Source organism: Streptomyces sp. 840.1, from assembly GCF_003751445.1.
Classification (GTDB): Bacteria; Actinomycetota; Actinomycetes; order Streptomycetales; family Streptomycetaceae; genus Streptomyces.
This window is the reverse complement of sequence record NZ_RJUU01000003.1, coordinates 1,102,880-1,116,893: the sequence shown is the minus strand read 5'-3', so window position 1 is coordinate 1,116,893 and position 14,014 is coordinate 1,102,880. Positions and strand designations below refer to the sequence as shown.

The 14,014-nt window shown below is 70.0% G+C and carries 13 protein-coding genes; 5 read left to right on the top strand and 8 right to left on the bottom strand.

Annotated elements, in window-relative coordinates; genetic code table 11:
- Positions 1-210 precede the first annotated feature (210 nt).
- From EDD93_RS37320 to EDD93_RS37305, 4 genes are all read left to right on the top strand, one after another.
- A complete protein-coding gene (locus tag EDD93_RS37320; RefSeq protein WP_123531090.1) occupies positions 211-561 on the top strand; it encodes a hypothetical protein in 351 nt (116 codons plus the stop codon).
- Between the two features lie 170 nt (positions 562-731).
- Positions 732-1,154, top strand: coding sequence for a hypothetical protein (locus EDD93_RS37315; protein ID WP_123531088.1), 423 nt, complete (start codon positions 732-734; stop codon positions 1,152-1,154).
- Positions 1,154-1,849 carry a DUF6338 family protein gene (locus tag EDD93_RS37310; protein WP_123531086.1) on the top strand — a complete coding sequence of 232 codons (696 nt, stop codon included), beginning with the start codon at positions 1,154-1,156 and terminating at the stop codon, positions 1,847-1,849. The genes EDD93_RS37315 and EDD93_RS37310 overlap by 1 nt, the downstream gene beginning before the upstream one ends.
- Positions 1,846-2,088: a hypothetical protein gene (locus EDD93_RS37305; protein WP_123531084.1), complete on the top strand. Its 243-nt coding sequence runs from the start codon at positions 1,846-1,848 to the stop codon at positions 2,086-2,088. The genes EDD93_RS37310 and EDD93_RS37305 overlap by 4 nt, the downstream gene beginning before the upstream one ends.
- Before the next feature lie 36 nt (positions 2,089-2,124).
- On the opposite strand, the gene EDD93_RS37300 is transcribed toward EDD93_RS37305, so the two are convergent.
- On the bottom strand, positions 2,125-4,998 hold the full coding sequence (locus EDD93_RS37300) for a CHAT domain-containing protein (RefSeq protein WP_123531082.1): 2,874 nt from the start codon (positions 4,996-4,998) through the stop codon (positions 2,125-2,127).
- Between the two features lie 320 nt (positions 4,999-5,318).
- On the opposite strand from EDD93_RS37300, the gene EDD93_RS37295 reads away from it, so the two are divergent.
- Positions 5,319-6,053 carry a trypsin-like serine protease gene (locus tag EDD93_RS37295; protein ID WP_123531081.1) on the top strand — a complete coding sequence of 245 codons (735 nt, stop codon included), beginning with the start codon at positions 5,319-5,321 and terminating at the stop codon, positions 6,051-6,053.
- Positions 6,054-6,149: 96 nt separating this feature from the next.
- Here EDD93_RS37295 and pssA read toward each other — a convergent pair whose 3' ends face one another.
- The 7 genes from pssA to ccrA form a co-directional block, all read right to left on the bottom strand.
- Complete coding sequence (gene pssA / locus EDD93_RS37290) at positions 6,150-7,004, bottom strand: CDP-diacylglycerol--serine O-phosphatidyltransferase (protein WP_393608051.1); 855 nt, start codon at positions 7,002-7,004, stop codon at positions 6,150-6,152.
- A complete protein-coding gene (locus EDD93_RS37285; protein ID WP_024489890.1) occupies positions 6,991-7,638 on the bottom strand; it encodes a phosphatidylserine decarboxylase in 648 nt (215 codons plus the stop codon). Before EDD93_RS37285 ends, pssA begins: the two co-directional genes overlap by 14 nt.
- A gap of 181 nt (positions 7,639-7,819) precedes the next feature.
- The gene (locus EDD93_RS37280; protein ID WP_123531077.1) at positions 7,820-9,025 is read right to left on the bottom strand and encodes an acyl-CoA dehydrogenase family protein; all 1,206 of its coding nucleotides are present in this window, start codon (positions 9,023-9,025) and stop codon (positions 7,820-7,822) included.
- 2 nt (positions 9,026-9,027) lie between these two features.
- The gene (locus tag EDD93_RS37275) at positions 9,028-9,555 is read right to left on the bottom strand and encodes a MaoC family dehydratase (RefSeq protein WP_123531075.1); all 528 of its coding nucleotides are present in this window, start codon (positions 9,553-9,555) and stop codon (positions 9,028-9,030) included.
- A gap of 1 nt (position 9,556) precedes the next feature.
- Entirely contained in the window at positions 9,557-10,522 is a 966-nt protein-coding gene (locus EDD93_RS37270) for a CoA ester lyase (protein WP_123531073.1), read from the bottom strand.
- Positions 10,519-12,531 carry a protein meaA gene (locus tag EDD93_RS37265; RefSeq protein ID WP_123531071.1) on the bottom strand — a complete coding sequence of 671 codons (2,013 nt, stop codon included), beginning with the start codon at positions 12,529-12,531 and terminating at the stop codon, positions 10,519-10,521. The genes EDD93_RS37270 and EDD93_RS37265 overlap by 4 nt, the downstream gene beginning before the upstream one ends.
- Before the next feature lies 1 nt (position 12,532).
- Positions 12,533-13,870, bottom strand: a complete 1,338-nt coding sequence (gene ccrA, locus EDD93_RS37260) for a crotonyl-CoA carboxylase/reductase (protein WP_123531069.1) — start codon at positions 13,868-13,870, stop codon at positions 12,533-12,535.
- Positions 13,871-14,014: the final 144 nt, after the last annotated feature.

Sequence of the window (14,014 nt, the reverse complement as noted above, 5' to 3'; positions counted from 1 at the left end):
TGTGTGCAGTGCGTATTATGCGGTGCTTGGTCGGCCACCGAGGGAGATGTGCGCCGCCTCGGGGTGACGCGGGTCGGTCACATCGCCCGCACCGCGGGGTTGTGATGGCCGCGGCCGCGGCAATGGCAGTGGGTGCGCAAAAGATTCGCATTAGTACGTAAAAAACGCAGGAGTCGAGGGGTGGGGGATCGGCCTGCGTAGGGTGGCCGCATGCCCAGCGCACTTGTCCTCGGATACGACCCACAGGCGATACCCGGCGTCGACGCGGAGGCCCTTCGCGCGGCACTGGACGGCGAGCTCGCCCGCTTCGCCGGACACGGCATCGAGGCGGCCATGACCTTGGTCGTGTTCGGCGAAGCGGCCGAGGCCGCCCTCGTCGCCTCGTTGTCCAGGCGTCCTTGGGACGTGGTGGTGATCGGGGGCGGCATCCGCAAGGCGGAGCAGTTGCTGCCGCTCTTCGAGCAGATCGTGAACCTGATCCGCCGTCATGCTCCCCAGGCCGCCATCGCGTTCAACAGCCACGGCGGAGACAGTGTCGAGGCCGCGCTGCGCCGGCTCTGAGGGTGCCGTCCGGCGGCTCCGGGGCGTCCGTGACGTTGCGAGCCGGCCCGGTGGCCGAAAACCTTCCGACAGCGCAATCACCCGAACGAGGGACCGCGATGTTCCCCTGGCGTGACTAGCATTTCCGGCAGGACGCTCAAGGGCGTACAACGGGCCGGGGGAGGCGAGTCATGCAGGTACCGGAGTCCGTCGTGTACGGGTTGGTGCTGGCCCTCGTCGTCCTGTCGCCCCTCATCGGCTTCGGCCGGGCCAAGTGGCTGGCGATCCTGGCCCTGCTGAACATCGGCGAGTACCGGGTGCTCCTGGCCACCGATCCGTACACGCTGGGGGTGGCGGTCACCGCCCTGACCGGAGCGCTGCTGCTGCTCGGGGAGATGAGCGCGCCCAGGCGCCTGTCGGGGGCCCTGTGGCTCATCGGCGGGCTGCTGGTGACGCTGGCCTTCTACCGGCAGTCGCAGACGGCCGCGCTGATCGTGCACGCGCGGCCCTGGGTGGCGATCTCGACGCTGGTGGCGGCCGTCCTGCTGGGGCTGCGCGCGAGGCGGGCGAGACTGATCGCGCACGATCCCTCCGAGGGCCTGCGGGGCATGTGATGGGGCAGTCCCCGTCCACCCCGCTCCAGATCGCCCTCCTGGTGCTGTTCGTCCTGCCGGGAGTCACCTACCAGTTCCTGCGGGAGCGCTGGCGAGGCCCGGTGCCCGGCGAACGCGACCTGGGCGAAAGGGTGTTGCGGGCCGTGGCGGCGTCCGTCGTGCTCGACACCCTGTACCTGATCGCGGCGGGGCCCCGGCTGGTGCGCTTCGCCCGGCACGCGGGTGCGGGCGGCCGGGAGTCCGTGGCGCAGCAGCCCCGGTCGGCCGGGCTGCTGGCCCTGGTGCTGTTCGTCGTCGTGCCGGCGGTGGCCGCGGCCGGCGTCACCTGGTGGCAGCGGCGCCGGCGGCCCGCGCGCTACCGTTCGACACCCACTGCCTGGGACCACCTGTTCAGCCGCTCCGGCCCCTGCTTCGTACGCATGCGGCTGCGTGACGGCGCCTGGGTGGGCGGCTGGTACGGGAGCCGCTCGTACGCCACCTCGTATCCGCAGGCCCCCGAGGTCTACCTCGAATCGGCCTGGCTGATGAGGCCGGACGGCAGCTTCGTCCGGCCCGTCCGGGACAGCGCGGGCATCCACATCAGGGCGGCGGACACCGACGTGCTGGAACTCCTGTCCCCGCCCACCGCCGCCGCACCCCCCGCCCCCCCGGCGGCCGCCGTCCCGGCCGCCCGGACCACGCAGGAGCCCGAATGACCGCGCCCCGGGCCGAAGAGCCGGAACTGACCGAATTCGAGAAGAAGTTGCGCCGGAAGGGCGGCGGGGACTTCCGGGGGCACACCCCGGCCCTCGCCATGCCCGAACCGACCCGGGGCCCCTCGGATCCTGCAGGGGTCTCCTTCCCGCCCCGGGAAGGAGACGGCGCGGGCGCCGGGACGCCGGAGCCCGGTGAGCCCTCGGTGCCGCCGCCCGGGGCGCCCGAATCGTCCGGCTGAGCCGCGACCGCGCACTGAGCCGCCGGGCCCCGCCCCTCAGCAGCCGACGTGCAGATAACTTGCCCAGAACTGAGGCAGGTTGGGGCACAGCTCCCGGACCGCCAGGGTGGCGCGACGTACCGCGGCCGCCGCGTCGACGGGTGCGCCGGACCGCACCGCCTCGGCCAGCTCCGTGTAGACGTTCTCGGCGAACACCGCGCTGACCTCGTCCTCCACCCGCCACAGCGTCGCGATGACCTGCCGGTAGCCCGCCAGTTGGAAGGCCGAGGCCAGATGGATGGCCTCGTCGGCATGGCGGGGCGCGGTGCGGGCGGTGTCGCACGAGGACAGATAGGCGAGCTCGGGGTTGCCCAGCTCCAGCCGGGACACGTCCTCGACGGTCAGCAGCCGTCGCCGGTGATCGTGCAGGAGCAGCCCGCTGCGTGACGGGACGTCGGGATCGGTCGCCGTATGGCAGGCGAAGTGCGCCCAGGCATGGTCCGGCAGCGCGCTCAGGACCCGCTCCCTGGTCGCCTCCGGGCCGCTGAGGTGTACGGTCCCGGGGAACAGCCCCCGCACCATCCGGGCCTCCGCCTTCGCCCCGGAGAGTGGCCCTGCCTCCGGGGTGGTGGACATCGCTACGGCGAGGGGCACCCGGCGGCGGGCGGCCGGGACTTCGGCGGTCCGGGCGCTCCGGGCGGTGGCCAGGGACCGCACCGTGGGCGTGTAGGACGAGATCACCCGGTCGAGCAGGGAACGGGTGCCGCCGCGGTGCCCCGCCGCGTGCACGGGCAGCAGCGCGAGGGGTCCGGTGGGCACCCACCACACGCGCGGCGGCTGCGGACCGCGATGTGCCGCGTGCAGATCTTTCAGGGCGTTCAGGACGGGCTCGGCCAAGGCGTCCCACAGCCAGCCGAGCACCTCGTGCACCGCCGCCGCCCGCGCCGCCCCGTCCTCGGCCTCGTCCCGCGAGGCCAGCGCGGCGTCCAGCGCGCGCCGCCGGTCCTCGGCCTCGTCCGGGGTGACCCGCAGCGGGACGGAACGGATGCCGTCGGGGGCGATGATGACCGCGTCGGAGCGGAACCGGCTCACGTTGAGGTACACCACGGCACCCTCCGCCGCCCCGGCGAGCAGCCGCTCGGGGGAGGGCGGCCCCGCGAAGTCCGCCAGCCCGTCGAGCGAGCGGATCTCGCGCAGCAGCACGTCCCAGCGCTCGCCCTCCTCGCGCCGCCGGGAGCGCGAGTCCGCGGCGCCGGCCACGGGCGGTTCGGCGCGCCCCTCGGCGAGGGCCGTCCGCAGATCCTCGAACTCCCGCGCCAGCGAGGGGTTCTGTGCCCGGAGCTCACCGATGTCGGCGCGCAGATCCAGCTCCCGCGACAGCAGCACACCGCGCCCCAGCTCCAGCATCGCCACCGCCCGCTCGGGCTCTCCCTCGAAGAGCGCGCAGGCGGCCGCGTCCGCCGCGATGCCGCTGTACCGGCCGAGGCGGTCCTCCTGGTCCGCCCGGCGCAGCTCGCGGCCGGCCAGCCGGGGCAGGAGTGCGATGACGGTCTCGAACGCAGTCATGGCCTCCCGGTAGCGGGCACCTGAGGCGGCGATATCGCTCCAGAGCAGCCCGGCCCGCATCCGCGTGGGGACGTCGGCCCTCGGATGGGTCGCCGCGGCCCGTGCCGCGTCGAGGGCCGGATCGGGCCCCCCGGGACGGACGGCACGGCCGGCGGAGTCCGCGCCGCCGCCGGGATCGCCGGGCCCGCCGGCCGTGCCGTACCGGCCGAGGTCGTGCAGGGCCAGGGCCGCGACGACCTGGTACACCGCCCTTTCGGGGGCGTCCGCCGGCGCCGTGGCCAGGGCGCGTTCGCCCAGGCCGACCGCCTCGTCCAGGTCGTCCGTGGCCGGATGGAGCTCGGCGCCCGCCCGCAGCCGGTGCCGGGTGCGCAGCGCGAGGCCGAGGTTACTCAGGCACGTCCCGTGCAGCGCCTCGCCCGGCGCGGTCGTCTCCAGCGCCTCCCGCCCCGTCCGTACGGCCCGGTCGATGTCCACGAGGCTCCCGGTCCGCTTGCCCCGCTGCACCAGCAGGTAGCAGAGGGTGGCCCGGTCCGCCGCGCGCCGGTAGCCGCGCCTGTCGGCCCAGTCCGCCGCGGCCGACACCTGGGCGACGGCCTGTTCCAGGACGTCCAGGTCGTCGGTGCGCAGGTACTCGCTGTGCAGGGCGGCGCCGAACTGGCCGCACGTACCGGGGAAGTGAGGGCTGCGGGAGGGGACGAGCCGGACGGCCTCGCGTCCGGCGGCTACGGCCCGCGCCAGATCGTCCGCAGCGCCGAGGTGGTCGTAGCGCAGGCGTAATGCGGTACTGAGCTGGCAGAGCATCCGGCCGCGCGCCTGGCCGGTGCCCCGGGCCCGTTCGGCCCGCTCTCCGGCCTCGACGGCCTCGTCCAGGTCCTGGAGCCGCCCGAGCCGCTCGTACCGCATGCGCGATGCCCGGACGAGGCCGGTGACGTGGCCGAGGTGGTTGGCGTGTCCCACGCTCTGGCGGGCCGCCGCGCGGAAGTCGTCCACGGCCGAGTCCAGGACCGTCAGATCGTCCGACACCGCGTAGCTCCGCAGCCGGTCCGCGCCGGCAGCGGCCCGCTCGTTCGCCGCCGGCGGATTGTTCTCCGGGTTGGCGCGCTGCTCCGCGTTGGTCAGCTGGAGACGTGCGAAGCCCACGAAGCCGGCCACCACCGCGGAGACGTAGGTCGACGGCCCGTACCAGGCGGGAGTGGAACCGGGAAAGACCCAGATCCCTTTCTCCACCATCTGCGAGACGAGGAACCCGAGGATGCCCCAGGGGGTGCGCCCGCCCGCGCTTCCGACGAGCCGGTCACCGGCGCAGAAGAAGAACAGCATCGCCAGGGTGCCGAGTACACCGATCGCCAGTGGCCAGTCCGACATCCGCTGAACTCCCCCTCATTCCGGTCCCGCCGGCCCGCCGGGCCGGTGGTGCTTCCGCGCACGCACCGTACCGCCGGTCCCGAGGGGAAAGAGCGGAAGTCTCCGTATGGGGGACCGAGGTAATGAGGGACGATATTCGGCCGAGTGTTCGCAATCGGAAGCGTGTATTACGGATAAGAGATTGAACGTGAAAGTTCTATCGGGCCATTCGCGTCATTGGCTTCATTCGATTCATTCGTTCCAATCGGAACCTTTCGGCACGGCCGGGTATCTCACCAGCAGTACGGCCGCCCATGCCCCGACCGGAGGAGCTGTTCCGAATGGTTCGTCGTGTTCGTGTATCGCTGCTGACCGCCTTACTGGCGGTGACGGCTGCGCTGATGTCGTCCGCCCCCGCCTCCGCCGTGATCGGCGGCTCGCGGAGCACCTACGGTCCGTGGGCGGTGCGCATGCTCGTCGACGGCACCCCGGCCTGCACCGGGACGGCGATCGCGCCCCGGTGGATCATCACCGCCTCGCACTGCTTCTTCGAGCAGGGGCGGGCGGTGGCCGACAAGCGGATCTCGTTCCGGGTCGGCAGCCTCGACATGCGCAAGGGCGCCACGGTGCACCCGGTGCCGCACGGCCGCGTGGGAAGTGCGCGGGCCGACATGATGCTCGTGAAGGTCCCGCCGATGAGGATCCGCACCGCGCGGCTTGCCGCCACCGCCGTCCGCCCCGGTCGGCTCGTACGGCAGTACGGATGGGGCGCCACCTGCATCGGGGACGAGAACAGCTGCCAGTCTCCGGTGCTCAAGCAGTCGGTCCTGCGGGTCCTGCCGCCGTCCGACCCGCGCTGCGAGGGGTACACCGTGCCGGGCGGCTCGGACTTCTGCATGACGAAGGTGTCCGGGATCCCGGCGGGCGGCGACTCCGGGGGCCCGGTGATGAGCATCGGCCCGCGTGGCGAGGAGGCCCTGCTCGGCGTCTTCGACGGCTCCGACCGGGAGACGACGGCGGGGGCCGGTGAGATCTCCCAGCAGCTCACCTGGATCCGCTCGGTCATCAAGCGGTAGTCCCGGCCCTGCCCGGCCCCCGGCGGGACCGGGGAACGCACGAGGGCCCGGATGCCGGGGAGCATCCGGGCCCTCGTGCATGACGTGCGTGAGCCGTTACGGCAGCTGTGCCGCCCGCGCCTCGCGCCGGTTGTCACGGAAGGTGTTCACCCGGCGGGCGGTCGCGAAGAGCGGGATGACCGCACCCAGCACCACCTGGAGCGCACAGCCGGTCTGGAGCAGCAGCTGACCGCCGGGGGCGTCGAACGCCCAAGCGGCCAGGAGGCCCATCGCGGCCACGATCCAGCCGAGCATCGCCACCGCGAGGACACCCCGCGGCTTGGGGTACTCGACCCGGCTGACCATCAGCCACGCCACACCGACGATCGCGAGCAGCGTCGGTACGAAGGGCAGCTCCAGGAGCACGATCGAGATGACCGTGAGCGCCCCGAAGGGGCTCGGCATGCCCTGGAACATGCCGTCCTTCAAGGTTACGCAGGAGAATCTCGCAAGCCTGAGCACCACCGCCAGCAGCACGACGATCGCCGCCAGGGCCGAGACCCGCTGGTGTGCGTCGTCCGCGACCATGCCGTACACGAGGACGAAGTACGCCGGGGCGAGCCCGAAGCTGACGAGGTCCGAGAGGTTGTCCAGCTCGGCGCCCATCGGCGAGGAACGCAGCTTGCGCGCCACGAGTCCGTCGAACAGGTCGAAGATCGCGGCCATGAGCATCAGGATCACGGCGGTGGCCGCGGAGTGCCGGGCCATGCCGCTCTCGTCGCTGCCCGTGAGGTGCGGGATGAGGATGCCCGTGGTGGTGAAGTACACCGCCATGAAACCGCACGTGGCGTTACCGAGAGTGAGGGTGTCCGCTATCGACAGCCGCATTGAGAGCGGCATGTCCTCGGCGTCGTCCTCGGCGTCCGCCTCGGGCACCCAGCCGGCCTGTGTCTCGGGATCAATCACGGTCAATGCGAGTCACCCCCGCGGTGGTGGCCTGGCCGACCTCGACCGCGACATCGATACCTTCCGGAAGGTAGATGTCGACCCGGGAACCGAACCGGATCAGGCCGATCCGCTCGCCCTGGTCCACCTTGGTTCCCTGCGGAACGTACGGGACGATGCGGCGGGCGACTGCGCCCGCGATCTGCACCATCTCGATGTCGCCGAGCTCGGTGTCGAAGTGCCAGACAACGCGCTCGTTGTTCTCGCTCTCCTTGTTGAACGCCGGAACGAAGCCACCGGGGATGTGCTCGACCGATGTCACCGTGCCGGCCAGTGGCGCGCGGTTGACGTGGACGTTGAGCGGGCTCATGAAGATCGCGACGCGGGTGCGCCCGTCCTTCCACGGCATGATGCTCTGCACCACGCCGTCGGCCGGTGAGATGACGCGGCCCTGGGTGATCTCGCGCTCGGGGTCGCGGAAGAACCACAGCATGCCCGCCGCGAGCGCGGTGGTGGGCACGGCCACGGCCGCCCAGCGCCCGGACCTGCGGGCCCGGGACAGGCTGAGTGCGGCGGTGGCGACGGTCGGGAGGAGCCACGGCGAAGCTCCGCGTGCAAGGCGGACCCCGCCGCGTGGTGCAGAGGTATGGCTGTCGGGCATGGATGACCTTCGTAGCGGATGATGCCGCGCTGGCAACGGGGGACGGCGGCTTTTCCGGCGATGTTATCGGTTGCGGACCGCAACTGGGCAAGCCAGCAGCCGAGTCGGACGTCTGGAAGGCACCGGATGAGGATGACAGGGTGTGATCTTCTTCGCGGCTAAATCACCGCGAATGGGGCAATCAACCCTGGAACCGGTACTCCTCAAGGAGTCGGCGCCCGATGATCATTTTCTGGATCTCGGCGGTACCTTCACCGATCAGCAGCATCGGGGCCTCTCGGTAGAGGCGCTCGATCTCGTACTCCTTGGAGAAGCCGTAACCGCCGTGGATACGGAAGGCGTCCTCGACGACTTCCTTGCAGTACTCGGAGGCGAGGTACTTCGCCATCCCTGCCTCCAGGTCGTTTCGTTCCCCGGAGTCCTTTTTGCGCGCTGCATTTACCATCATCGCATGCGCGGCCTCGACCTTGGTGGCCATTTCGGCCAGCTTGAACTGGATCGCCTGGTGCTGGGCGATCGGTTTTCCGAAGGTGTGGCGCTGCTGGGCGTAGGAAACACCGAGCTCGAATGCACGCTGTGCGACGCCACAGCCACGTGCGGCGACATTTACCCGGCCGACCTCCACTCCGTCCATCATTTGGTAAAACCCTCGGCCCGTGGTGCCGCCGAGTACACGATTGGCTGGAATGTGCAGCCCGTCCATGATGAGTTCGGTCGTGTCGACGCCCTTGTAACCCATCTTGTCGATCTTCCCGGGGATCGTGAGGCCGGGGCGGACCTCGCCGAACCCGGGCTCCTTCTCCACCAGGAACGTGGTCATCGACTTGTGCGGGGCGGTGCCCTCGGGGTGGCCTTCGTCACTCCGGCACAGAACGGCGACGAGCGTGGACGTGCCACCGTTCGTCAGCCACATCTTCTGGCCGTTGAGTACGTAGCCGTCGCCGTCCCTGACGCCCTTCGATGTGATCGCCGCGACATCGGAGCCCAGGGCCGGCTCGGACATCGAGAACGCGCCGCGCACCTCGCCCAGCGCCATCCGGGGCAGGAAGGTGTCCTTCTGTTCCTGGGTGCCGTGCTGCTTGAGCATGTACGCCACGATGAAGTGCGTGTTGATGATCCCGGACACACTCATCCAGCCGCGGGCGATCTCCTCCACGCACAGCGCGTACGTGAGGAGGGACTCACCCAGCCCGCCGTACTCCTCGGGGATCATCAGCCCGAAGAGTCCGAGTTCCTTGAGACCCTCGACGATTTCGGCCGGGTACTCGTCGCGGTGCTCCAGCTGGGTGGCGACCGGAATGATCTCTTTGTCGACGAAATCACGGACCGTGGAGAGGATCTCCCGCTGCACATCGGTGAGGCCGGCGGTCTGGGCGAGTCGGGCCATGGCTACTTCTCCACGTTCTTCTGCGAAGGCTGCTTCGGCTCCGGGCGGCCGGGCTGTTCCCCGCCCCGCTCCTTGATGTACGTCTCCGTGGGGACCATCACCTTGCGACGGAACACACAGACCAGAGTGGAGTCCTGCTTGTAGCCCCTGGTCTCCACGTAAACGATTCCGCGGTCGCTCTTGGACTTCGACGGAGTCTTGTCCAGGACCGTCGTCTCGCCGTAGATCGTGTCGCCGTGGAAGGTCGGCGCGACGTGCTTCAGCGATTCGACCTCCAGGTTGGCGATCGCCTTTCCCGAGACGTCCGGCACCGACATGCCGAGCAGCAACGAGTAGATGTAGTTGCCGACGACAACGTTCTTACCGAAATCCGTTGTGCTCTCCGCGTAGTTGCTGTCCATGTGCAGCGGGTGATGATTCATGGTCAGCAGGCAGAAGAGGTGGTCGTCGTATTCGGTGACGGTCTTTCCGGGCCAGTGCTTGTAGACGGCACCGATCTCGAATTCCTCATATGTGCGTCCGAACTGCATATCAGGCCTCCGGAGCTTCGAACTTGGAGGTGCGCTCCATGCCGGCCGCCCGGCCCTTGCCCGCGATGACCAGGGCCATCTTGCGGCTGGCCTCGTCGATCATCTCGTCGCCGAGCATCGCCGAACCCTTCCTGCCGCCCTCCTCGGAGGTGCACCAGTCGTAGGCGTCCAGGATCAGTTCGGCGTGGTCGTAGTCCTCCTGCGAGGGCGAGAACACCTCGTTCGCCGCGTCGACCTGGCCGGGGTGCAGCACCCACTTGCCGTCGAAGCCGAGCGCCGCCGCACGGCCCGCCACCTCGCGGTACGCGTCCACGTCGCGGATCTGGAGGAACGGGCCGTCGATCGCCTGGAGGTCGTGCGTGCGGGCCGCCATCAGAATGCGCATCAGGATGTAGTGGTACGCGTCCGCGCCGTACCCGGGCGGCTGCTGGCCGACGACCAGGGTCTTCATGTTGATCGACGCCATGAAGTCGGCCGGGCCGAAGATCAGGGTCTCCAGCCGGGGCGAGGCGGCGGCGATGTCGTCGATGTTGACGAGGCCCTTGGCGTTCTCGATCTGCGCCTCGATGCCGATCTTCCCGACCTCGAAGCCCATGGTCTTCTCGATCTGGGTGAGCAGCAGGTCCAGGGCGACGACCTGCTGGGCGTCCTGGACCTTCGGCAGCATGATGCAGTCGAGGTTGGGACCCGCGCCCTCGACGACCGTGATCACGTCGCGGTACGTCCAGTGCGTCGTCCAGTCGTTGACCCGCACGACCCGGGTCTTGCCCGTCCAGTCGCCGTTGTTCAGGGCGTCGACGATCGTGTGCCGGGCGCCTTCCTTGGCGAGCGGCGCGCAGGCGTCCTCCAGGTCCAGGAAGACCTGGTCGGCCGGGAGGCCCTGGGCCTTCTCCAGGAACCGGGGGTTGCTTCCCGGTACCGCGAGACAGGAGCGGCGCGGGCGCAGGCGGTTCACGGGCACGGTCATGCGGGGACCTCCAGAGGGTCGAGCTTGTTCGCTTTCCGGATCTCGTCGACGATACGGCCGATGATCTCCGTGATGCCGAAGTCCTTCGGGGTGAATACGGCGGCGACACCGGCTTCGATCAGGGCCGCGGCGTCGGCGGGCGGGATGATCCCGCCGGCGATCACCGGGATGTCGCCCGCGCCGGTCCGGCGCAGCCGGGTCAGCACGTCGGGCACCAGCTCGGCGTGCGAGCCGGACAGGATGGAGAGCCCGACGCAGTGCACGTCCTCGGCGACGGCGGCCGAGACGATCTGTTCGGGCGTCAGGCGGATGCCCTGGTAGACGACCTCGAAACCGGCGTCGCGGGCGCGTACCGCGATCTGCTCGGCGCCGTTGGAGTGCCCGTCGAGGCCGGGCTTGCCGACGAGCAGCCGCAGCCGGCCCACACCGAGGTCCGCCGCGGTCCTGGCGACCTTCTCGCGTACGAGCGCGAGCGGGGTACCCGCCTCCGCGGTCACCGCTACCGGCGCGGACGACACGCCTGTCGGGGCGCGGAACTCACCGAAGACGTCGCGCAGCGCCCAGGACCACTCGCCCGTGGTGACGCCCGCGCGGGCGCACTCGACGGTGGCTTCCATCATGTTGTCGGTGCCCGCGGCGGTCTTCTTCAGGACGGACAGGGCCTCGGTGGCGCGGGCCTCGTCGCGGTTGTCGCGCCACTCGTGGAGCGCGGCGACGACCTTGGCCTCGTTGGCCGGGTCGACCGTCATGATCGCGGCGTCGAGGTCGGCGGTGAGCGGGTTGGGCTCGGTGGCCTCGTGGATGTTGACGCCGACGATCTTCTCGTCGCCCCCCTCGATCCGGGCCCGCCGCGCGGCGTGCGACGAGACCAGTTCGGACTTGAGGTAGCCGGACTCGACGGCCGCCATGGCGCCGCCCATGTCCTGGATCCGGTCGATCTCCGCGAGCGATTCGGTGACCAGCTCGTCCACCTTGGCCTCGATGACGTGCGATCCGGCGAAGATGTCCTCGTACTCCAGCAGATCGCTCTCGTGGGCGAGTACCTGCTGGATGCGGAGCGACCACTGCTGGTCCCAGGGGCGCGGCAGCCCGAGCGCCTCGTTCCAGGCGGGCAGCTGCACCGCGCGGGCGCGGGCGTCCTTGGAGAGGGTGACGGCCAGCATCTCCAGCACGATGCGCTGGACGTTGTTCTCCGGCTGGGCCTCGGTCAGGCCCAGCGAGTTGACCTGGACGCCGTAGCGGAAGCGGCGCTGCCTGGCATCGGTGATGCCGTACCGCTCCTGGGTGATGCGGTCCCAGATGCGGCCGAAGGCGCGCATCTTGCACATCTCCTCGATGAACCGGACGCCCGCGTTCACGAAGAAGGAGATCCGGGCGACGACCGCGCCGAACTTCTCCGCGGGCACCTGACCGGAGTCGCGCACCGCGTCGAGGACCGCGATGGCCGTCGACATGGCGTACGCGATCTCCTGGACGGGGGTGGCCCCCGCCTCCTGGAGGTGGTAGCTGCAGATGTTGATCGGGTTCCACTTGGGGATGCGGTTGACCGTGTACGTGATCATGTCGGTGGTCAGCCGCAGCGAGGGGCCCGGCGGGAAGACGTGCGTCCCGCGCGAGAGGTACTCCTTCACGATGTCGTTCTGCGTGGTGCCCTGGAGCTTGTCCGCGTCGGCGCCCTGCTCCTCCGCGACGACCTGGTAGAGCGCCAGCAGCCACATCGCGGTGGCGTTGATCGTCATGGAGGTGTTCATCTGCTCCAGCGGGATGTCCTGGAACAGCCGGCGCATGTCACCGAGGTGCGAGACGGGCACGCCGACCCGGCCGACCTCGCCGCGGGCGAGGACGTGGTCGGGGTCGTACCCCGTCTGGGTGGGCAGGTCGAAGGCGACCGACAGGCCCGTCTGGCCCTTGGCGAGGTTGCGCCGGTAGAGCTCGTTGGACGCCTCGGCGGTCGAGTGGCCGGCGTACGTCCGCATGAGCCAGGGGCGGTCCTTCTGACGGCCGGTCATGTCAGATGTCCCTGAATCGGTTGATGGCGTCGATGTGCTGCTCGCGCATCGCCTCGTCGCGCACACCCAGCCCCTCGCGCGGGGCGAGTGCCAGGACGCCGACCTTGCCCTGGTGGAGGTTGCGGTGCACGTCGTACGCGGCCTGGCCGGTGTCCTCCAGGGCGTAGACCTTCGACAGTGTCGGGTGGATCTTCCCCTTGGCGACGAGGCGGTTGGCCTCCCACGCCTCGCGGTAGTTGGCGAAGTGCGAGCCCACGATCTTCTTCAGCGACATCCACAGGTAGCGGTTGTCGTACTCGTGGGTGTAGCCGGACGTGGACGCGCAGGTAACGATCGTGCCGCCCTTGCGGGTCACGTACACGCTCGCGCCGAAGGTCTCGCGGCCCGGGTGCTCGAAGACGATGTCGACGTCCTCGCCGCCGGTCAGTTCGCGGATGCGCTTGCCGAAGCGCTTCCACTCGCGCGGGTCCTGCTCGTGCTCGTCCTTCCAGAACCTGTAGCCCTCGGCGTTGCGGTCGATGATCGCCTCGGCGCCCATCTTCCGGCAGATCTCCGCCTTCTGGTCGCTGGAGACGACACAGATCGGGTTGGCGCCGCCGGCCAGGGCGAACTGCGTCGCGTAGGAGCCGAGTCCGCCGCTGGCGCCCCAGATCAGGACGTTGTCGCCCTGCTTCATCCCGGCGCCGTTGCGCGAGACGAGCTGGCGGTACGCGGTGGAGTTGACCAGCCCGGGGGCCGCGGCCTCCTCCCAGCTGAGGTGGTCCGGCTTCGGCATCAGCTGGTTCGACTTCACCAGTGCCACCTCGGCCAGGCCGCCGAAGTTGGTCTCGAAGCCCCAGATGCGCTGCTCGGGGTCGAGCATCGTGTCGTTGTGGCCGTCGGAGGACTCCAGCTCGACCGAGAGGCAGTGCGCGACGACCTCGTCGCCGGGATGCCAGGCGTTGACGCCGGGGCCGGTGCGCAGGACGACGCCCGCGAGGTCGGAGCCGATGACGTGGTAGGGCAGGTCGTGGCGCTTGGTGAGGTCGCTGAGCCTGCCGTAGCGCTCCAGGAAGCCGAAGGTCGAGACGGGCTCGAAGATCGACGTCCACACGGAGTTGTAGTTGACCGAGCTGGCCATGACCGCGACCAGGGCCTCGCCCGGACCGAGCTCGGGGACCGGCACGTCCTCGATGTGGAGGGACTTGCGGGGGTCCTTGTCGCGGCTGGCGACGCCGGCGAACATCTCGGCCTCGTCCTTGTGCACGGTCACCGCGCGGTACGACTCGGGGACGGGCAGCGCCGCGAAGTCCGCGGCCGTGCTGTCCTGCGATTGGATCGCGTCCAGGATTTCCTTCACGGTGTGCCTCCGATGGAGCTGCGTTTGAGGGAACGCTTGAGGGTCCTGCGAAGCAGGGGGAGCGGTGTTGCGTGGAGGTGTGCCGTCGGTTCGGCTGGTGGTGCTTCGGCTGCTTGCTCTGTGGAGCAGAAGGGTTTGCCTGTG